A 19,440-nucleotide genomic window follows, 5' to 3' on the forward strand; every position below is an offset into this window, starting at 1 on the left:
CCAACACCATGTCCCAGACGTTTCCTCGCCTGTTCGCGCCTCTAAAGATTGGTTCCCGTACCCTTCGAAACCGAATTGTCTTCGGCGCGCACACCTCAAACCTCGCCTTGGAGGGTCTGCCGACCGAACGCCATGCGGCATATTATGCCGAGCGGGCGATCGGCGGCGCTGCGATGATTGTCGTCGAGCCGATGCCGGTGCATGCGTCCGCGGTCCTGACGCATCACAACTTCCGGCATTCGGACGACGCCGTTATTCCGCATTTCGCCAAGGTCGTCCGGGCGATCAAAGACAACGGCGCCGTTGCCATTCAGCAGCTCTACCATGTCGGCGCGCACGGCGACTCCGATAATTCCTTCCATCCTCATTGGTCGCCTTCCGGCTTGCCGAGCTATCACGATAGCGACGGATCGCACCCGATGACCGAAAACGAGATATGGGAAACCATCGATGGCTTCGTGCAGGCTGCACGGCGATGTCGCGAGGCGGGCTTCGATGGAGTGGAGGTCTGGGCGGCCTATCTCGGGATGGTCGATCAATTCTGGACGCCCTGGAGCAACCGCCGAGGCGACCAATGGGGAGGGTCGCTGGAAAATCGCACACGGATGTCTCGGGAAATACTCTCCAGGATTCGTGAGACCTGCGGGCCTGACTTCATCGTCGGCATCGCCGTCAGCGACGAGCCTGACGTAAAGGCAGCTCTTTCACGCGAGGAGCTCGCCGAGATCGTCAAACTCCATGACGAGCTCGGCCTGATAGACTACGTCACCTGCGGATCGGGCGGCTATCTCGACTTCTACAAGCTGATGCCGACTTTCATCTATCCTGAAAAGCTCGGGGCCGATCTGGCATCGACTTTGAAAAAGGTCGTGAAGAAAGCGGTCGTCACGGCAGAAAGCCACATCCGGACACCTGAAAATGCAGAGACGGTGCTGGGAGAGGGCGCCTGCGACCTGGTCTCGATCGTGCGAGGCCAGATCGCCGATCCTCATCTGGCCAGGAAAGCCGGCGAAGGTCGCCCTGAGGACATTCGTGGCTGCATTTCGTGCAATCAGATGTGTTGGGGCCGCCGCTCACGTGACTACTGGATAAGCTGTCTGATCAATCCCTCTGCCGGCCGCGAGTCCGAGTGGAACGGCGATCGCTTCACAAAAACAGACGCCCCCAAACGGGTTCTTGTCATCGGCGGAGGCCCGGCTGGGCTGGAGGCGGCGAGAGTGGCCGCAGAGCGAGGCCATAAAGTCATACTCGCCGAGGCGTCCAATCACCTGGGCGGCAACTTCCTGCTGGCGGGACTTCAGCCACGCCGGGCACAGATACTAGATCTCCTGGCATGGTACGAGCGCCAGCTCAAAAGCCTCGGCGTCGAAGTCCGGCTTAATACCTACGTGGAAGCTGAGGAAATCAATGCGGCCGAGTTGGATGTGGTCGTTGTGGCCACGGGATCCTATTCGCCGGAAACTGGCTTCCAGAAGGCGCTGCCGACTGTTGAGACCTTGCCCGGTATCGAGAAGGGCGGCGTTTTTACCATCGAAGGCGTGATGGCAAAGCAGGTCAGACCCGGAAAACACGTTCTTCTTCTGGACGAGGGCGGCGGCTGGAGGGCATGCGGCACGGCCTGGAAGCTGGCCGAAGACGGTCATTTGGTCACCATCGTCACCCCGGATCCTTTCGTCGGCAAAGAGCTTCAGCGAACGGCAGCCGACGTCCCCATGCGGCAGGCGCTGCGCAAACTCGGCGTCCAGTGGATTGTCGAATCCAGCGTGGTCGAGTGGAAGGGGGACGGCGCAACGCTCGTGGATCACAATACCGGCGAACATCGCTTTCTCGAGGCGGATACGCTGGTCATGGCGACGACAAATCTTCCCGCGGATTGGCTGATGCCAGGTCTGTCGGCTTTGGGCGTCACCATTCGTCAGATCGGCGATTGCGCGGCCCCGCGACAAGCTCCCTACGCATTTTACGAAGGTCGAAAGATAGGATTGGAGATTTGATATGGCAGAAGAGGTCTCGCTCCGTAGGCCGGAAGCAGAAGAACTCGCAATGCGCGCCTGCGTAGCGGCCGGTGCGTCGCAGGCGAGCGCCCGTTCCCTCGTCGACGCAACATTGTCGGCTGCGCTTTTTGGTCCCGCAACGCTGGGCTTCCCGCATTTCGTGGATTACCTCAATGCCTTCGCCGAAGGCCGGATCAAGGGCGACTCGCAACCTAGTCTGCAACGGAGTTTCCCTGCATTCATGGTTTCGGATGCCGACGGCGGAATTGCCCAGCTCGGCTTTGACCTTGCCTTTGCGGATCTGGTTGAAACCGCCCGCACATTAGGCATCGCGGTGTTTACGCAGACCAACAGCTACACCGCGGGAGAGCTCGGATACTACGTTCGAAGGCTGGCCGGGGAAGGTCTTATCGGGCTAGCTGCAACAAACGCGAACGCAATGGTGGTACCCAAGCCAGGCGGAGCGGCCGTCTACAGCACGAACCCCATGGCATTCGGTTTTCCACTTGGCGACCAGACCCTTCCCTTGGTCATCGACCAGGCTTCCAGCGCAACCGCCTTCGTCAACATTGTTCAAGCGGCCGAACAGGGTCAGCCGATCCCCGACGGTTGGGCTGTCGACGAAAACGGCGAGCCGACACAAGACGCCACCAAGGCACTGACCGGAGCATTGCTGCCGTTCGGCGGCCGCAAGGGAGGGAACGTGGCATTGTTCGTCGAGATGCTTTCCGCGGGCCTCTCCGGAGGGCCATGGTCGCTGGACACTCCCGATTTCAGATCAGGGAATGCGTCTCCCGCTGTCGGCCTTAGCATTATTGCGATCATGCCAGGTCTCGGAGACGAGCGCATTCGTCGTGCTCACGCGCAGACCATTCGTCTTCACGATCACGGTGTCTTCATTCCCGGTGTCACTGGAATTCCTTTCCCGCCCTCCCCGACGGCGGAGCTTAAGATTCCGCGCACCGTCTTTGAGTCCATCAGTCGATTTGCGTCGCTGCAGGCAGAGCGCAACTAGCAAAAAAGAGATCGGAGCTCCCTGGCTGAGACTTCCGTCCAATCGTCGCGAACCATCGAACCCCGAGAGTACAGGAACAAGAAAATGGCATTCAAACGCACCATCCAGGCGATCGATACGCATGCCGGCACGCCCATGCGTGTTGTCACCGGAGGCATACCCCATATCCCCGGCAATTCGGTCTACGAAAAGATGAAGTGGCTCGAGAGCAATGACGATCAATTGCGCAAACTGTTGTTGCGCGAGCCGCGTGGATATTCTGCCCATTGCTGCAACATCATCGTGCCGCCGACCCATCCGGAGGCTCAGGCCGGCTACATCATCATGGAGCAGATCGAATATCCCGTCATGTCGGGCGGAAACACGATTTCGGTTGTGACCGTGCTTCTGGAAATGGGGATGCTGCCGATGAAGGAGCCGGTCACGGAGCTGGTTCTCGAGGCGCCCGCAGGTCTTATCCGGGTGAGCGCGCAATGCGAGAACGGCAAGGTGAAGAGCGTCACGTTCAAAAACGTGCCCGCCTTTGCCGCGCATCTGGACGCAGTCATCGACGTGCCGCACCTTGGCAAGGTGACCGTGGACGTCGGATGGGGCGGGATGTTCTATGCCATTGCGGATGTTCGCCAGTTCCGCGGGCTGGAGCTCAAGCCGGAGCATGGCAGAGAGATTGCAAGAATTTCGGCCATGATCAGGGAAGCCGCCATCGAACAATTGCCGGTGTCGCATCCGGATTATCCTGGCGTCGGCATCACCATTTCGCAACTCTCCGGCCCAACAGACGATCCGCGTGCGGACTGGAAGAACACCGTCACCATGGCATCCGGGGAATTCTCATGGGACAATCCGGCTACTTGGACGGGTGCGCTGGATCGTTGCCCATGCGGCACCGGCACATGCGCAAAGATGGCGGTGCTTCATGCCAAGGGCGAACTGCCGCTAAACCAGGATTTCCGCCATCAGGGAATTCTCGGAAACATCTATACCGGCAGGCTCGTCGAAGAGGCCAAGATCGGCGACCGGAACGCAGTGGTGCCGACAGTCAGCGGAACGAGCTGGATCTATGGCATCAACACGATCGTCGTGGACAATGACGATCCCTTCATCGAGGGCTTCACCGTGGGAGATACCTGGGCCTGATTGCCGGACGAAAGAAAGCAACGGCTCAAGCTATTGAGCCTTGGGATCAGGGGCGGCGGCATGGAAATGCCGTCGCCCGCGGGTTCTACTCTAACAATAGCTCGCTATCGGCTCACCCAGCACCTCAAGGCGCGGTGTTATTCCGAGTCCCGGAAGGCTCGGCGCTCTCACGCGGCCGTCTACGACTTCGAAGGGGCCATCAGCAGTTTTGATCGATACGATATCGCGGCATTCAAGCACGCATCTTAAGTTCTTCTCAGGGACTGTCTGGCCCATATGCACGATGGCGGCAAAGGCGATGTCGGAACCCGTCGTTTCCTGAACGCTCACTGTAAGACCGGCCGCTACGCAGATGTCTCGGTGACGCCTGCCCCGGGTCAGTCCGCCATTCTTCGAGATTTTCAGCCCGATCCCTTCTGCCGCATCGTCGCCGACGATATGTGCAATCGTAGCATCGTCCGTAGCGAGTTCGTCGAAGATGATGGGAACATCGGTTCGACGCCTGAGTGAAATGCATTCGCGCCAGGTAGTGCATGGTGCCTCGAGGACGAAATCGAGGCCATCGGGCAGCAATCTCAGCATCCGAAGCGCCGTCTCGACGGTCATGCCGCCGTTCGCATCCACGATAAAGAATTCGCCCGGCTTCTTATCAGCAAGCGATGCCGCAATGCGCGCGGCGTCCATCGCCGGCTCGTCTCCGATTTTTACCGAATGGGCGATATAGCCCATCGCGCGATGCTGTGCGACCCGATGGCGCATGTCCTCGGGATCACCCATGTAGATCGAAGAGATTACGGGCATGGCGACATCGGTGCGGCCACCAAGCAGATCGCATACCGGCAGGTCCACCGCCTTTCCAAACACGTCCCAGCACGCCACATCGATCGCCGTCTTCGCGTGAAGATGACCGACAAGTGCTCCATCCATTGCATCGTTGATCCGATCGACACGTCTCGGATCGAGCCCGATGAGGCTCGGCGCGATTTCCGCGATCCCCGCTCGCACGCCGAGCGCATGGGAGGCAATCCAGGTCGATCCGAATGGCGTGCTCTCGCCCCATCCTTCGAGGCCATTGTTGGCCGTAATGCGGACGAGCGTCGCATCGAAACTTCGATATTCCCGCCCTCCGGACAGGCGGTAAACTCCGCCCGCATACGGCAGGTCCACCTTGAAAACATCGATCTTGGCAATCTTCAAATCTTTCATGGTCCATCCTTCAATCACGGAATGACGAGCACGAGCTTTCCGACGAGACTTTTCGACAGAAAGTCCTGTTGAGCCCGAACGATGTCTTTGAGCGGATATGTCTTTGCGATGACTGGCTTTATCTCGCCACGCTCGATGTAACCGACGAGGTTCTTGAACACGACGTCGTCCTGAAATGTGCATCCGAAGAACGACAGATCCTTGAGGTAAAGGGTCCTGACGTCGAGCTCGACAATGGGGCCGGCAATAGCTCCTGCAACGACGTATCGCCCGCCTCTTTTGAGGACCTCCAGAAGCTCGCCGAAAGACGGACCAGCCGTGACGTCGAGAGCGACATCCACCGAATCCTTCCCGAGCTTCTCGACGATATTCTCGCCGCGGGGAAGAACCTCGTCGGCCCCCAGCGCGAGCAATTGATCGGCCTTATCGCGCCCGGCAACCGCAGTGACAAAGGCGCCACGTCGCTTTGCCAGTTGGATCGCCGCGGATCCAACACCACCCGAAGCGCCTGTGATCAGAATACGTTCGCCATAGCTTACGTTAGCGCGATGAAGCATGCCCTCCGCCGTGGAATAGGCACAGGGTATGGACGCGAGTTCGACATCGCTCCAATCGCAGTCGACCTTGTAGCTTTCCGCAGACGGCGCCTTCGCATATTGAGCGAATCCGCCGTCGCATTCGGAGCCGAAGGTCCAACATTCGTAGGGCCGGTATTCAACATAAGTCCGCAGCATATTGCGAACGAGAACGCGCTCGCCCAGGCGTTCCGCGTTCACTCCCTCGCCAACGGCAACGATGCGGCCGCAGCAATCCGCACCCTGAATTCGCGGAAATGTCATTGGCGTGCCGGACCAACTGGCGTCGAGATCTTTGGCAGACTGGAAACCTTCTGTCGCGCCGGTTTCCGTTCCGGTACTTACCGCCTTCGAATACCATCCGATCCGTGTGTTGATATCGGTATTGTTGACGCTAGCGGCGGCAACACGGATCAGTACTTCACTAGGCCCTGGCCTCGGAACCGGAATATCTTCCCGGTATTGAAGCTTATCAAATCCACCGTGGCCAACTAGCTCGACACCGCTCATGCGATCCGGCAAAGACGCCGAAATCTGATTTGTGGCTGCAGGTTCGTTCAGGCTCATCTTCACCCACTATTGCTTGTTTGAGGCTTTGGGCGACGCCGACCATTGGCGTGCTCTTCAGCCATGAGAACGGCATGTGTGGGTTGAAGACAACGCACTTAAAACTCAGCAATGCTTTGAGTTAATCTCAATCCGGCCGCGGCATCTTCCGATGGAAACCTAACCCCACCAATGATTTGGAGAAGCAACCTTTCCCATCGCTCTCGGGGTATCGATGGCGTATCGTGTCGGTTCCACAGTGGAGAAAAACAATTGGTTCGTCGCTTTTACGGCCTTCCTTCCCTTACGGCGCTGGCAGCTTTCGAAGCCGCTGCACGACATGGAAGTTTCACGCTGGCTGCCGCCGAGTTGAACGTCACGCCTGGGGCGGTGAGCAGGCAGATCAAGGCCATGGAGGACGATGTTGGCGTATTGCTGTTTGCCCGCAAGGCGAGAGGAGTGACGCTGACAGCGCCTGCCGAAGAGTTATACAACGCCCTGGCGACCGGATTTGCCCGCGCCTCAGATGTCATCAATTCCATTCGACGTGGAGACAAGGCTCGAAACGTGACGATCGCCTGCAGCGACGTCTTCGCTACGATGTGGCTCGTACCGCGAATGCCGGACTTCTGGCGGACCTTTGAAGAAATAACCGTCGATCACCTGATCTCCGATAACGTCAAGAATTTTCGCCGGGCCGAAGTGGAGCTCAGAATCCGCTATGGCCTTGGCGCATGGATCGACGAGACGGCGGAGTTTTTGTTTGACGATTGCCTCTATCCTGTCTGCAGCGCAGCATTTGCAGAAAGGCATCAAGGCGCAACGACCGCCGATCTGAGTGACCTTCCGTTGTTGAACGTCGAATGGGTCGAACCTGATTGGATGGGCTGGGAGGAGGTATTGGTGCGCGCAGGCGTCGCCTCAAGCTCTGCAAATGTGAGACGCTTCGGCAAATTCAGCGTGGCGCTGCAGGCTGCCATGGCAGACCAGGGGCTGGTGGTCGGCTGGCATCGGTTGGTCGGGCCGCTCGTGGAAAAGGGCGAACTCGTCCGCTTCACCGATCTCGTCATACCAGCGCCCGGCGGCTACTACCTTACCTGGAACAGTAACCGTGAACTTTCGGTGGCGGCGGAGACAGTTCGAGACTGGATAAGGAAACTTGCCGCGCAAGAGCGTGATACGCCAATGCCTCGGAAAGGCAAATAGGCTTTAAGCCGGTGGGCGATAAGTTAGGGCGCGCGAAGCGTCGCGCGCCCTCGCTTACGACTTACAAAGCAGCTTCAACCTTCTTTGCTACGTCGGCAGGAACCCACTTGGTCCAGATATCCTTGTTTTCCTTGAGGAAATGCTTGGAACCTTCGTCGCCGGTTGCCTGGTTTTCCGTCTCCCAGGCCATCACCTTGCCGACGGTCGCATTGCTCCAACCGCGCGTCTTGAAGTATTCGAGGACTTCCGGCGGGGCGCTGTCGGCAAACTTCTTCGTCAGAACGGTGTAGACGTTGTCGACGGGCCAAGCGGCCGGCTTGGGATCCGGGCACTGAAGATTGGTGATACAACGCTTCCACTCGGCAGCATCCTGCGGAACGGTGAACTTCAACATCACCATATCGTACTTTCCGAGCAACGCAGTCGGAGCCCAGTAATAGGTGATGAAACCTTCCTTGCGTTCGTAAGCCTTTGCTATCGCACCATCGAGACCGGCCGCGGAGCCGGGGTCGAGGAGGTTGAACCCCTTGTCGGTTGCGTTGTAAGCCTTGAAGAGCTGTGCGGTAACGACGGTTGCGCCCCAGCCCTGGGCTCCGTTGAAGATCACACCCTTGCTCGAGTCTTCAGGATCGGGAAAGAGTTCGGGATGCTTGAGCGCATCGTCGATCGTCTTGATATCCGGATGTGCCTCGGCAACGTATTTCGGAATCCACCAGCCCTGAACACCACCGTCCGGCAGCGCCTTTGCCGCCTCGATGATCTTTTGGTCCTTCAGGCCGCGGGGAACGATTTCCGGCAGAAGATCAACCCAGGTCTCCGACGAGACGTCTGGTTCGCTCTTTTCAACCATGGACGTCGTCGACGGCACGGTGTCGCCGGGCATCGTTTCCACGCTGCAACCGTAACCGTTCTCCAAGATGAACTTATCGACATACGTCAGGACTTCCGCGCTTTGAACATTGTGCAAAGCAAGGGTGACGGTGCCACAGCCGGCGGCAGAGGCAGGCAGCGACAGGCCCAAATAGCCGACGGCGAGACATGTAGATGCAAGCAAATACTTCATTGAGTTCCCTCTATTCTTAGCGGCAGTCGATAGGAACAGGGTGCCGCAGAACCTGTCCCGAAGGTTAACCCATCTGTCTATCGATCGATTGAAAGCCGCGCGTGACGCCGGCCCTGAGCCGATGGAGATTGCGTCATTCTCCTCGCCGACGATTTGGCATCGGCAGATCATTTGAAGCGTCATCGGACAACGCGCCGCTTCCGGTGATTTTCATGGGCATCGCATCACGTCTCCTCTTTTGGAAACTCACAGCGGTCGTGCATCGATGGACGAGGGCCTTCCCCAGCGGCGTTCTCACGCGTCCCGTCATCCCATCGAGCGGATTGGGAGAGCTTCTAGCAAAAGCGGATCGGCGTAACAAGAAAAATGTACATCTATGTCTATTAAATTTTCATCTTTGATTGTTTTATGTACTCTAATGTACATTCCAAACTATTGCCAGAACAACGAATTTCGCCAAAGATCCAGAATTTCTCCGTCGTTGCACCGACGCGCAGGGAATCGGCAGCCGGGCGGGAACGCCGGAGCGATTTTCGAGAGATGCTGGCTGAGATGGCTGAACACGCGTGATCGCGAGGCGAACGCCGTCCGCCGCGGAGAAGTCCGCCTCAGGGTCGCTTAGTTGCGGGAGCCGACGCGGTGCCCTTAGGAAGGTGTTCCATTAGGGATTGGCACGCTCGCATAATGTGGGCGTAGACAAGGCTGCCGGCACCCTCGACGTCCCGCTTGCGGCAAAGTTCGAGGATCTGACGATGTTCATCGTCGGCAACTTGATGCCCGTTCGAAAGCGTGAGCTGAATCCGCAAGTAGCGTTCGATCCGATCATTCACCGACCGTATCATGTTCACCATGTACGGCCTGTGGGCATCATCATAGAGCCGTGAATGAAAACGCCAATTGAGCTCGGCCCATCGTCCGATGTCCGTTTCCTGAGCAAACGCGTCGCAATATGCTTGCGCCTGTGCGTAAGTCTCCTCTGTCATTTGAGGAATTGAAAGTTTTATCGCGCTGGATTCCAGGATCGCGCGTACCTCAAAAATCTGGACGAGCTCCGGCTCGGAGGTCGGCGTCACCACCGCTCCGCGATTTCTCTGGAAAGCGACGAGACCTTCGGCCTCCAGGCGCTTCAACGCTTCCCGAACAGGGATTTTGGAGACGTTGAACATGCGGGCGACTTCGTCCTGGCGGATCGGCTCACCCTCGTCGAGCGTCCCATCAATGATGGAATCGCGGATGAACTTGACGATTACGTCCGAAGCCGTTGGGACGCTTCCCAAATTCGTAGCCTGCTCTGAGTTAAACGGCATTCCCGGTTCGCGTCCTTGGTTCTCGATAGGCGAGCAATATCGTAGGCCACTTTTGTTCTCAAGGCTTCCGCATTTGTCGGGACGTCCAACGTCGCAGATGCTTCCGTACGCCATCTTCCATAAGCCAGCCTTGACTCGCCTTTCGTAGATCGTATACGTTATCCGAAATTGATGCGAATGTGACATAATCCATGGGGAACGAAGATGCGAACGTCAAAGGTTGTGCACGTTGTTAGCTGCCACGCCGAAGGCGAGGTCGGCGATGTTATCGTCGGCGGCGTCGCCCCACCGCCGGGCGCAACCGTCTGGGATCAGGCTCGTTGGATCGCTGAGGACGAAACGCTGCGGAACTTCGTCCTGAACGAGCCTCGCGGGGGAGTCTTCAGACATGTGAACCTTCTTGTCCCACCAAAGAACCCGAAGGCGCAGATGGGCTGGATCATCATGGAGCCGGCCGATACCCCACCCATGTCGGGCTCAAACTCCATGTGCGTCTCAACCGTCCTTCTCGATACCGGCATTATCCCGATGCAGGAACCGATCACGCGCATGGTGCTGGAACCGCCAGGCGGCTTGATCGAGGTTGAGGCAGAGTGCCGCAATGGCAAGGCCGAGCGTATCCGTGTGCGGAATGTTCCTTCCTTCGCCGATAAGCTCGATGCCAAGCTCGAAGTCGAAGGAATTGGCACCTTGACTGTAGACACCGCCTATGGCGGCGACAGCTTCGTCATCGTCGACGCGGCGTCGCTGGGATTGCAGCTCCAGCCCGACCAGGCTCGAGATATCGCCCGGTTTGGCGTAAAGATCACAGAAGCCGCGAACGAACAGCTTGGCTTCAAGCATCCAGCGAACGACTGGGGCCACATCTCATTCTGCCAAATCACCGATCCTGTGGTCATGAAGGACGGCGTGCTTTGGGGCAAGAATGCCGTCGCCATACGTCCGGGTAAGATCGACCGTTCCCCTTGCGGGACCGGATGCTCGGCGCGAATGGCAATTCTCCATGCAAAGGGCCAAATGAAGCCAGGCGACAAGTTCGTGGGCACCTCGTTGCTCGATACGGAATTCCATTGCAGCATCGACAGTGAAGTTGACATCAACGGCAAGCTCGGCATCAATCCGATCATTTCAGGCCGGGCATGGGTGATCGGTACGAAACAGCTAATGGTCGATCCTAGCGACCCATTTCAAGCGGGTTATCGCCTCTCGGACACTTGGCCCATTGATATCTAGGAGGCAAATCTTGCCATTGATATATGTCGAGCCATACGCCAGTCTCGAAGGATTAATCGGATGATAGAAAATCCAGAAGACTCCATCCGTATCAGCTTTGGCGATCTGAAATTGCTGTTGGTCAAGATCTTCGTTCGCTTCGGCGTCTCCGAGGCGAATGCGGCGATCCTGGCTGAAAACTGTGCCGGATGTGAACGCGACGGCAGCATGAGCCATGGCGTGTTTCGTATCCCTGGCTATGTTGCTACGCTTGGGAGCGGCTGGGTGGATGGTAAGGCATTGCCTACCATCGAAAATGGCGGCGAGGCCTTCATTCGCGTCGACGCCAGGAACGGCTTTGCTCAACCGGCACTAGCGGCTGCCACGCCGCTGTTGATCGAAAAGGCTTCAAGATACGGCGCGGCAGTCCTCGCGATCCGGAACTCGCATCATTTCAGTGCGCTTTGGCAAGATCTTGAACCCTTTGCTAGAAAGGGTTTCGTCGCACTTTCGATGGTGTCCGGACTGGCATGCGTTGCGCCTCCGGGAAGTGCGAAGCCGATCATGGGAACCAACCCCATCGCCTTTGCAACACCGGTTGCTGGCGCTGATCCCTTCGTTTTCGATTTCGCGACCAGCGCAATGTCGAATGGCGATCTGCGGATCGCGGCGCGTGAGGGCCATAACGTTCCGCCGGGCACCGGAGTCGATGCCGAGGGCCTCTTGAGCGAAGACCCGAAAAGAATTCTTGCGGGCGGTTCTCTTCTTCCGTTCGGCGGCCACAAGGGCTTCGCCCTTTCACTCATGGTGGAGGTTCTGGCATCTGGGCTAACGGGTGGTCAATTTTCAACGGAGGTCGATTTCTCGACTCATCCCGGTGCAGAAACCCCGAAAACCGGGCAGGCTCTGATCCTTATTGATCCGACGTGCGGAAACAATAACGCATTTGCAAGCCGGGTTGCCCATCTGATTGAATTGGTCCGGCAGTCCGGCGGAACACGACTGCCGTCAGACCGAAGGTATAGGACACGAGCAGCGTCAGAGCGCGATGGCATCCGACTGAGCGCCAGCACTTACGAACACCTACGTTCATTCGCGCAATAAAACGGCGTTCTTCCGGCGCTCTGCAGGGAAGACGAAGGTTAGTCTACCTCATAGCCATGAAAGTCCGGGTGCCGTGGAAAATCATCTTCTGCCGTGTTGGTCTTTTCAGCTTTTGGCATCTTCACGCTGAAGGCGGCAAGCACCGCCTTGATGGCAATTGGCCCATAATTGTCGGCAAGGTCTGAGACTTCGTTCGGCTGATTTTCGATCTTGCGGCGCATGATGTGACCCTCAGCGAGTGCTGTAATTGTGAGAATTGCTGGATGAATGGAAGTGTTTCGTGCGCTGGCGGATGAGGGTCGCCACGAAGATGACAGCTATCGGGCTTGCCAAGCCCATTGCCAGTTCCGCATCGAATGCATGGACTCCATGCGCCAGACCTTTAAGGAAATAGCCAAGCAGCCCAACGACGTAATAGCTGACAGCCGCAATCGAAAGCCCCTCCACCGTCTGCTGGAGACGTAGCTGAAGCTGAGCGCGTTCGCTCATCGTCTGCAGAATGTCCCTGTTCTGTCGCTCCATCGCCACATCGACTTTCGCTCGCAACAATTGGGTCGCGCGCGCCAGCTTCCGCGAAAGGTTGACCTGCCTTTCCTCAAGCGAAAAGCATGTTTGAAGCGCCGGCGCCATGCGCCGATTGAGGAATGCCTGAAAGGTTTCGCGATCCGGCACCGGTTCGAAACCGATTGCGGTGATCCTTCCGAGAACAATATTCTGATAGGCGCGGCTTGCTCCAAAGCGGAACAGGGATTTCGCCGCACCTGCTTCAAGGCGTGCTGCAAGCACGACGAGCTTATCCAGCAAGCTTTCGTTGTCTTCCAGCGAGACGGTTTGCGTCATTTCCTGCGTTGCATCGACCAGTGAACGCTCGATCTGGCGCACGGACGGCTCCAGACGTTGAGCTTCGGGCAGACATAATAGAGCGAGGACTCGATAGGTTTCGAGTTCAAGCAGTCTCTGGGCAAGCGCACCAATCCGCATGGCGGGCACGCCATTGTTGACCACGAGAATTTTGACGAAGCCGCCGGCGTCCGGCTTGAAATCCGTGGCAACTATTACGCCCCCTTTTTCGGCGGTCATGACGCAAAGGGACTCCTTTGCGAACATTGCATCGATATCGGGCGCCGAAGACACATCAACTATGTGCAGGTCGATGGCGACGAGGTGCGGGCCTGGCTGGAGAATGGCATACATCTGCGGAGCAAGAGTTGCCGGTTCCGCAGCAAAATCTGCCTGGGCGGGATGCTTGTAATACCAGCAATAGGTCGCAAATTCGCTGTGCCGTTCCCAACGAAGATGAATATCGCCAAACGACACGCGATGATGTCTGGCATTGGCCGGAATGGCGTCGTGGCCGTTTTCCTGGCAGTAAAGCGAAAGCGCTTCGCGCTCAGTGTCCCGTTCGGCTCCCGCTGAAAGAAACGCGAAATGCAAAAGACGTGCCGGCGTTTCGATCGGCCTGAACGGCCGGGCATGTACCTCCTCAAGCACAAACGCCCGGTCCTCATGGGGCGAAAGCATGGGCGCCGCCCTTTCAATTGCAGTGTTGTCTGCCATCGGTTCCCCTCCAGATACCGAACAGAAATCAAGGAGATACGTCTGCTCTCACTGCTGGAATTTGACCATGGTTCCCCCGCCCGCTGCTTGATCCGTCGGATAGACCTCGACACGCGAGACGTCGACGAAGATCGGCAGATCGATGATATTTTCGACCACGCGAGCAATGTTTTCAGGCTGAATGGAGCGATAGCCGTCATAGAGCACGGCATTCGCCTGACCATCCGGAATAGAGGTGCGGTAAAGCGAGGTCTCGACACGTCCGGGGACGATCTCGCTGACGCGCACCGATGTCCCGAGCAAATCAAGACGAAGATTGTCGCAGAACAGGCTCAAGCCGGCTTTGGAGGCGCCATAGGCCGATGAATTCGGGAAAGCGGCCCGCCCCGCGATCGAGCCGATGAAAATCAAATGACCGCGCCTGCGTTCCACCATGCCAGACACAACCGCCCTTGTGAGACGCATCGGCGCCTTCAGGTTAACATCGATCATCGCGTCGATCTCGTCGGGATCGATCTCTTGGAAGGATGCGCGGGTCGACAGGATGCCGGCATTGTTGATGAGGATATCGACCTCTATACCATTCAGCGCTTCGGCGATCCTCTGCGTATCGCGCACATCCGCCTTGATCGGGATCGCACCGCTGGTCTCGGAGAGTTGCTTGAGCACATCTTCGTTGCGGCCGACGGCATAGACCGTGAATCCGCGTTGCCTAAGAGCGACGACAATCGCCTTGCCGATACCGCTGGTCGCTCCGGTTACGACCACGGTGCGATAGACATCAGACATAGATGTAGCCTCCGCTGATGACGACGTTTTCACCGGTGGCATAGGTGTTGCGGCTTGATGCCATCATGACGATCCACTCCGCCATTTCGACCGGCTCGGCTGCGCGGCCAAGCGCGCTGGCCTTGGCCAGTTCCGGCAGGAAGCCAAGTTCCTTGGCGCGATCGGTCGCAAAGCCGGCCGGCGCAACCGAATTGACGAGAATCTGATCCTTGGCGCATTCCTGAGCGAAAGATTTGGTCAGGCTGACCACGGCTGCCTTGGTCGCGGCATAGTGGGCATTCTGGGGATGTGCCTTGAAGGCGTCGACCGAGGTGACGTTGACGATGCGTCCCGTCACTTCCGGAGCATTCACATGCTGGCGCATATGAAGTACGGCAGCTACCATCATGTGATAGGTGCCCTTGACGTTGATGGCGTTTTCGAGATCCCACTCCTCATCGGTGATTTCGAGAATCGGCCGACGCGGATAAATCGCGGCACTGTTGACGAGGACATGGATGCGACCAAGCTGCCCGACGATTTCGTTGAAACCCCGATGCGCCGTTTCGGCGCGGGAGATGTCGGCGACCGCCGTCGCCACCTCTGCGCCGAGAGCACGCAGCACCTGCGCGGACGAAGCCAGCAATTGTTCATTGCGGTCGATCAGGCCGATTTTGGTTGCACCATGAGAGATCATAAGCTTCGCTGTCGTCAGCCCGAGACCAGATGCGCCACCGACGATGATTGCGGTTTGGTTCTTCAAGTTCCACCTCGTTGTTTTGCGTTGCGTCACCTAATTTGTATGTTATCACTTATATGCCAACTTTGACAAAGCTCAAGCGCTTTATAAAGGTTTTCCGATGATTCCACGTCTGCGGGCGAATTTCGTCACGCCCCTGCCCCCGGCCAGTTTCTTCGAACGGCTCATTGAAGCAGGCTTCAACGGTGACATAGAAACCGGCGCCGCGGCGCGGACGGTTTTTGCGACCGACAATTCCATCTATCAGGTCGAGCCCGCAGCCATTCTTTTTCCGAAGGGCGCCGAAGATCTGAAAATTGTCGCAACCGTCCTCTCGGAACCGGCCTTCCGCACGATCGCGATTGCACCGCGAGGCGGCGGCACCGGCACCAACGGACAATCGCTGACATCGGGCGTTGTGGTCGACTGTTCGCGGCATATGAACAGCATACTGGACATAGATCCGGTCCGAAGGGTTGCTCGCGTCCAGGCCGGCGTCGTCAAGGATCAGTTGAATCGCGCCTTAAAGCCATACGGCCTCTTCTTTGCGCCTGAGCTTTCCACCTCCAACCGCGCCACCATCGGCGGCATGGTCTCCACCGATGCCTGCGGCCAGGGCTCCTGCCTCTATGGAAAGACCAGCAACCATGTGCTCGGCCTGCGTATCGTACTCGTCGACGGCTCCGAATGGTGGTCGCGCCCACTGGATGCGGCCGCGCTCGCCGAGGCTGCAGCGCGCCAGGACCGGATCGGGGAGATCCACAGGACGGTCGACCGGATCGCTAGAGAAAAGCACGACCGGATCGCCGAGGTCTTTCCGAACCTCAATCGCTATATGACCGGTTACGATCTCGCCCACATACGGCATCCCGACGGGCGTTTCGACCTCAACGCCATTCTCTGCGGCTCGGAGGGAACATTGGCGATGATCGCCGAGGCGGAGCTCAATCTTTTGCCGCTTCCGGCCCACGCCGCGCTGATCAACATCAGATATGGCGATTTCAATACGGCGCTGGAGGATGCCCGGACCCTGGCGGCGCTCAAAGTCGCTTCGGTAGAAACGATCGACGAGACGGTCTTGAAGCTCGCCAAGAGCGACATTGTCTGGAACAGCATTGCCCGGTTTTTCCCCGATGATGCAATCGGACCGGCAAACGGGATCAATATCGCGGAAGTTCTCGCCGATGATGAGGACGAGCTTGAACGCAAGTTATCCGAGATAACCGCAGCTATCGATACCGGTGCAAATGCACGCCGAAGAGGTTACACGGTGGTGCGGAGCCATGCCGAGATCGAAGCGATATGGTCGATGCGCAAGCGCGCCGTCGGCCTGCTCGGCAATGTGGAAGGGCCGGTCCGGCCCGTGCCCTTCGTCGAAGATACGGCTGTTCCCCCTGAAAACCTCGCGGCCTATATTCGCGAGTTCCGTGCATTGCTGGACGGTGCGGGCCTTTCATACGGCATGTTCGGCCATGTCGACGCCGGCGTGTTGCATGTGCGACCGGCGCTCGACCTAACCCGCGCAGATCATGTCCCATTGGTGCGCAACATCAGCAACGCAGTGGTGGCGCTCACCCGCAAATATGGCGGCGTCCTTTGGGGCGAACACGGCAAGGGCGTGCGTTCGGAATATGTGCCGGAATTCTTTGGCGACCTCTATCCCTGCCTGCAGGAGATCAAGCGGGCATTCGATCCGGAGAACCGGCTTAATCCCGGCAAGATCGCGGCGCCTTCAAACGAACCGCTTCTGAAAATAGACGAGGTGCCGCTTCGCGGCAGCGTCGACCGCGTTCTCGGCAACGAGATCCGCGCCGCCTTCGACAATGCCGCCTATTGCAACGGCAACGGCGCCTGTTTCGACTTTGACGAAGCAAGCCCGATGTGCCCTTCCTATAAGGCGACAGGCGACCGACGCTTCTCTCCAAAAGGCCGTGCCGCACTGATGCGGGAATGGCTGCGGCTCCTTGCCGAGAAGGGCGTCGATCCGCGCAGGGAAGCAGAGCGGGCGCGCGGCGCCAATCCCGTTTTTGATCTCGCCCGGCGCGCCTTGAACTCACTCAATCCCAAAAACCGGGATGACTTCTCGCATGAGGTGCGCGCTGCGATGGACACGTGCCTGGCCTGTAAGGCCTGCGCCGGCCAATGCCCCGTCAAGGTCAGCGTCCCATCGTTTCGTTCCAAGTTTTTGGAGCTTTATTACGGACGCTACCTGCGCCCCATGAAGGATCTGCTCGTCGCGACCATCGAGACCACTCTGCCCTTGATGGTTCGGATGCGTCCCGCATACAACCTATTCGTGGGAACGCTTGTGGGCCAGAAGCTGATGCATGTCGCCGGGCTGACGGCGCTGCCGCTGCTTCCACGCCTCTCCCTGGCGCGAGAGGCTGCCCGCCTGGGCGTGCCGATCGCGACCCCCAGCCGGATCGAAGCCTTGTCGCCTGACGAACGGAAACGGAGCGTCATTTTCGTTCCCGATAGCTTCACGGAGCATTTCGACCCGCAAGTTGCCGTCGCTGCGATAAAACTGGCGCGGAAAATGGGCCTGTCGCCCTTTCTCGCCGCCCATCATACCAACGGCAAGGCGTTGCATGTCCATGGCTATCTCGGCCGCTTTGAGAGGACTGCAGGGCAATCCGCCGTTTATTTCAATCGCCTGTCCGATAGCGGCGTGCCTCTCGTCGGCCTCGATCCGTCGATGACACTTGCCTATCGCAGCGAATACAAAAGCGCGGTCGGTGCGAAGCTGAAGGCAACCGTCCTCTTGCCGCAGGAATGGCTAACGGCCAATGTCGACAGGCTCGGCGCCCTGCCATCGACCGCCGAAGGCAAGAGGTTCCGATTGCTGGCCCATTGTACGGAACGCACGAACGCGCCCGCTTCCCTGGGGCAATGGAAAGCGGTGTTCGGAAGGTTAGGCATCGAACTTCAGACGGCTGACGTCGGCTGCTGTGGCATGGCAGGCACCTTCGGCCATGAAGCGCGCAACCGCGCCATCTCGGAGCGGCTTTATGCAATGAGCTGGAAACGCGAGATTGAAGCCGAGGATAAAACCAACATGCTGATGGCCACAGGTTATTCATGCCGGTCTCAAGTCAAGCAGATAGATCACAAAAGAATCTCGCATCCGTTTGAAGTGCTGAATGAAATAATTGCAGATTAGCACGACCATGCCGCGATCAAATGTGGCATGATATGTGATATGTGCTAAATTCGGCCCAGGAAAATCGGAGCAAATCAGGTGTCGATCATCACGCAACGGGGAAATCTCGCGGAAATCGTTGTTGCGAAACTCAGTGAGCGCATCGATTCCGGTCTTTATGCGCCCGGCGAGAAGATTCCGTCAAGCGCGCAGCTTTGCGAAGAGTTCGGCGTTTCCCGGACCGTCATTCGCGAGGCGCTCACCTCCCTGAAGGTGGGAGGCCGGGTCACGGCGCGTCAGGGCGCCGGCGTCTATGTGAGCGAAAAGGATGCCAAGGCCCTCAATTTCGAGATCGGCCGCATCGAGGACATCCGCTCGGCCATGCAGATCCTCGAACTCCGGCTTGGTGTGGAGATGCAGTCCGTTGCGCTCGCCGCTACGCGGCGTACGCCGGAAGCTCTTGCCGAGATTGCACGCGCCTATGATCGGCTTGAAACGCTTGCAACGGAAGATGCGGAAGTCGAAGCGCGCGCTGATTTCGAATTTCACCTCGCCATTGCCCGCGCCACCCGCAATCCACATTTCCCAAACTTTCTGGAAGCGGTGATCGAGAGGATCAATTTCGATCTGCTGCTGAAGCATCGTCAATCCGCGCGCAACTACGGCACCTATCTGAAGAAGATCAACAAGGAACACGCCGCTATTTTGTCCGCCATTACTCAGGGCGATCCCAAGGCGGCAAAAAGTGCGCTGGCAACCCATCTGGAAGAAAGCCTCAATCGCTATCGCGCGCTGCTCGATGAGCCTGTGAGCAGCGAAACGGAGCAGTAGCGGAGAAAAAGTGGCCTGCGCCGCCCGTTTGCCGGGCGGCG

The 19,440-nt window shown here is 58.1% G+C and carries 16 protein-coding genes; 8 read left to right on the forward strand and 8 right to left on the reverse strand.

What is annotated here, in order from left to right; genetic code table 11:
- The first annotated feature begins 8 nt into the window (after window positions 1-8).
- The 3 genes from ACXHXG_RS13035 (at window position 9) to ACXHXG_RS13045 (ending at window position 4,146) form a co-directional block, all read left to right on the forward strand.
- Window positions 9-1,994, forward strand: a complete 1,986-nt coding sequence (locus ACXHXG_RS13035) for an oxidoreductase (protein WP_457899998.1) — start codon at window positions 9-11, stop codon at window positions 1,992-1,994.
- Between the two features lies 1 nt (window position 1,995).
- The gene (locus ACXHXG_RS13040; protein WP_457899527.1) at window positions 1,996-3,009 is read left to right on the forward strand and encodes an Ldh family oxidoreductase; all 1,014 of its coding nucleotides are present in this window, start codon (window positions 1,996-1,998) and stop codon (window positions 3,007-3,009) included.
- Window positions 3,010-3,093: 84 nt separating this feature from the next.
- Window positions 3,094-4,146, forward strand: a complete 1,053-nt coding sequence (locus ACXHXG_RS13045) for a proline racemase family protein (protein ID WP_457899528.1) — start codon at window positions 3,094-3,096, stop codon at window positions 4,144-4,146.
- 90 nt (window positions 4,147-4,236) lie between these two features.
- Here ACXHXG_RS13045 and ACXHXG_RS13050 read toward each other — a convergent pair whose 3' ends face one another.
- Complete coding sequence (locus ACXHXG_RS13050) at window positions 4,237-5,352, reverse strand: mandelate racemase/muconate lactonizing enzyme family protein (protein ID WP_457899529.1); 1,116 nt, start codon at window positions 5,350-5,352, stop codon at window positions 4,237-4,239.
- Window positions 5,353-5,366: 14 nt separating this feature from the next.
- Window positions 5,367-6,494, reverse strand: a complete 1,128-nt coding sequence (locus ACXHXG_RS13055) for an alcohol dehydrogenase family protein (protein ID WP_457899530.1) — start codon at window positions 6,492-6,494, stop codon at window positions 5,367-5,369.
- Between the two features lie 252 nt (window positions 6,495-6,746).
- On the opposite strand from ACXHXG_RS13055, the gene ACXHXG_RS13060 reads away from it, so the two are divergent.
- Window positions 6,747-7,679, forward strand: a complete 933-nt coding sequence (locus ACXHXG_RS13060) for a LysR substrate-binding domain-containing protein (protein ID WP_457899531.1) — start codon at window positions 6,747-6,749, stop codon at window positions 7,677-7,679.
- Window positions 7,680-7,740: 61 nt separating this feature from the next.
- On the opposite strand, the gene ACXHXG_RS13065 is transcribed toward ACXHXG_RS13060, so the two are convergent.
- Entirely contained in the window at window positions 7,741-8,742 is a 1,002-nt protein-coding gene (locus tag ACXHXG_RS13065) for a glycine betaine ABC transporter substrate-binding protein (protein ID WP_283053240.1), read from the reverse strand.
- Between the two features lie 608 nt (window positions 8,743-9,350).
- Complete coding sequence (locus ACXHXG_RS13070) at window positions 9,351-10,049, reverse strand: GntR family transcriptional regulator (RefSeq protein WP_457899532.1); 699 nt, start codon at window positions 10,047-10,049, stop codon at window positions 9,351-9,353.
- 204 nt (window positions 10,050-10,253) lie between these two features.
- Here ACXHXG_RS13070 and ACXHXG_RS13075 point away from each other — a divergent pair, with 204 nt between their 5' ends.
- Together ACXHXG_RS13075 and ACXHXG_RS13080 are read left to right on the forward strand one after the other, a co-directional pair.
- On the forward strand, window positions 10,254-11,282 hold the full coding sequence (locus ACXHXG_RS13075) for a trans-3-hydroxy-L-proline dehydratase (protein WP_457899533.1): 1,029 nt from the start codon (window positions 10,254-10,256) through the stop codon (window positions 11,280-11,282).
- A gap of 60 nt (window positions 11,283-11,342) precedes the next feature.
- Window positions 11,343-12,365 carry an Ldh family oxidoreductase gene (locus ACXHXG_RS13080; protein WP_260304696.1) on the forward strand — a complete coding sequence of 341 codons (1,023 nt, stop codon included), beginning with the start codon at window positions 11,343-11,345 and terminating at the stop codon, window positions 12,363-12,365.
- 38 nt (window positions 12,366-12,403) lie between these two features.
- Here the strand turns inward: ACXHXG_RS13080 and ACXHXG_RS13085 are convergent, their stop codons facing one another.
- Genes ACXHXG_RS13085 through ACXHXG_RS13100 form a run of 4 tightly spaced genes read right to left on the reverse strand, consistent with a single transcriptional unit; the run spans window position 12,404 to window position 15,453 of the window.
- The gene (locus ACXHXG_RS13085) at window positions 12,404-12,586 is read right to left on the reverse strand and encodes a hypothetical protein (RefSeq protein ID WP_260304695.1); all 183 of its coding nucleotides are present in this window, start codon (window positions 12,584-12,586) and stop codon (window positions 12,404-12,406) included.
- A gap of 10 nt (window positions 12,587-12,596) precedes the next feature.
- Entirely contained in the window at window positions 12,597-13,922 is a 1,326-nt protein-coding gene (locus ACXHXG_RS13090; protein ID WP_260304694.1) for a DUF3422 domain-containing protein, read from the reverse strand.
- Window positions 13,923-13,970: 48 nt separating this feature from the next.
- On the reverse strand, window positions 13,971-14,711 hold the full coding sequence (locus ACXHXG_RS13095; protein WP_260304693.1) for an SDR family oxidoreductase: 741 nt from the start codon (window positions 14,709-14,711) through the stop codon (window positions 13,971-13,973).
- Complete coding sequence (locus tag ACXHXG_RS13100; protein WP_260304692.1) at window positions 14,704-15,453, reverse strand: SDR family NAD(P)-dependent oxidoreductase; 750 nt, start codon at window positions 15,451-15,453, stop codon at window positions 14,704-14,706. The genes ACXHXG_RS13095 and ACXHXG_RS13100 overlap by 8 nt, the downstream gene beginning before the upstream one ends.
- A gap of 97 nt (window positions 15,454-15,550) precedes the next feature.
- On the opposite strand from ACXHXG_RS13100, the gene ydiJ reads away from it, so the two are divergent.
- Window positions 15,551-18,589 (forward strand): D-2-hydroxyglutarate dehydrogenase YdiJ, encoded by a 3,039-nt coding sequence (ydiJ, locus tag ACXHXG_RS13105; protein ID WP_457899534.1) that lies wholly within the window; start codon window positions 15,551-15,553, stop codon window positions 18,587-18,589.
- Window positions 18,590-18,667: 78 nt separating this feature from the next.
- Window positions 18,668-19,399 carry a FadR/GntR family transcriptional regulator gene (locus ACXHXG_RS13110; protein WP_104826130.1) on the forward strand — a complete coding sequence of 244 codons (732 nt, stop codon included), beginning with the start codon at window positions 18,668-18,670 and terminating at the stop codon, window positions 19,397-19,399.
- Window positions 19,400-19,440: the final 41 nt, after the last annotated feature.

The sequence above is a fragment of the Rhizobium sp. LEGMi-198b genome (assembly GCF_054114205.1).

Coding starts and splice junctions, on each gene's coding strand:
- ACXHXG_RS13085 (WP_260304695.1), bottom strand. CDS start 12,586: ATGCGCCGCAAGATCGAAAATCAGCCGAACGAAGTCTCAGACCTTGCC.
- ACXHXG_RS13095 (WP_260304693.1), bottom strand. CDS start 14,711: ATGTCTGATGTCTATCGCACCGTGGTCGTAACCGGAGCGACCAGCGGT.
- ACXHXG_RS13080 (WP_260304696.1), top strand. CDS start 11,343: ATGATAGAAAATCCAGAAGACTCCATCCGTATCAGCTTTGGCGATCTG.
- ACXHXG_RS13045 (WP_457899528.1), top strand. CDS start 3,094: ATGGCATTCAAACGCACCATCCAGGCGATCGATACGCATGCCGGCACG.
- ACXHXG_RS13065 (WP_283053240.1), bottom strand. CDS start 8,742: ATGAAGTATTTGCTTGCATCTACATGTCTCGCCGTCGGCTATTTGGGC.
- ACXHXG_RS13035 (WP_457899998.1), top strand. CDS start 9: ATGTCCCAGACGTTTCCTCGCCTGTTCGCGCCTCTAAAGATTGGTTCC.
- ACXHXG_RS13070 (WP_457899532.1), bottom strand. CDS start 10,049: ATGCCGTTTAACTCAGAGCAGGCTACGAATTTGGGAAGCGTCCCAACG.
- ydiJ (WP_457899534.1), top strand. CDS start 15,551: ATGATTCCACGTCTGCGGGCGAATTTCGTCACGCCCCTGCCCCCGGCC.
- ACXHXG_RS13050 (WP_457899529.1), bottom strand. CDS start 5,352: ATGAAAGATTTGAAGATTGCCAAGATCGATGTTTTCAAGGTGGACCTG.
- ACXHXG_RS13090 (WP_260304694.1), bottom strand. CDS start 13,922: ATGGCAGACAACACTGCAATTGAAAGGGCGGCGCCCATGCTTTCGCCC.
- ACXHXG_RS13040 (WP_457899527.1), top strand. CDS start 1,996: ATGGCAGAAGAGGTCTCGCTCCGTAGGCCGGAAGCAGAAGAACTCGCA.
- ACXHXG_RS13055 (WP_457899530.1), bottom strand. CDS start 6,494: ATGAGCCTGAACGAACCTGCAGCCACAAATCAGATTTCGGCGTCTTTG.
- ACXHXG_RS13075 (WP_457899533.1), top strand. CDS start 10,254: ATGCGAACGTCAAAGGTTGTGCACGTTGTTAGCTGCCACGCCGAAGGC.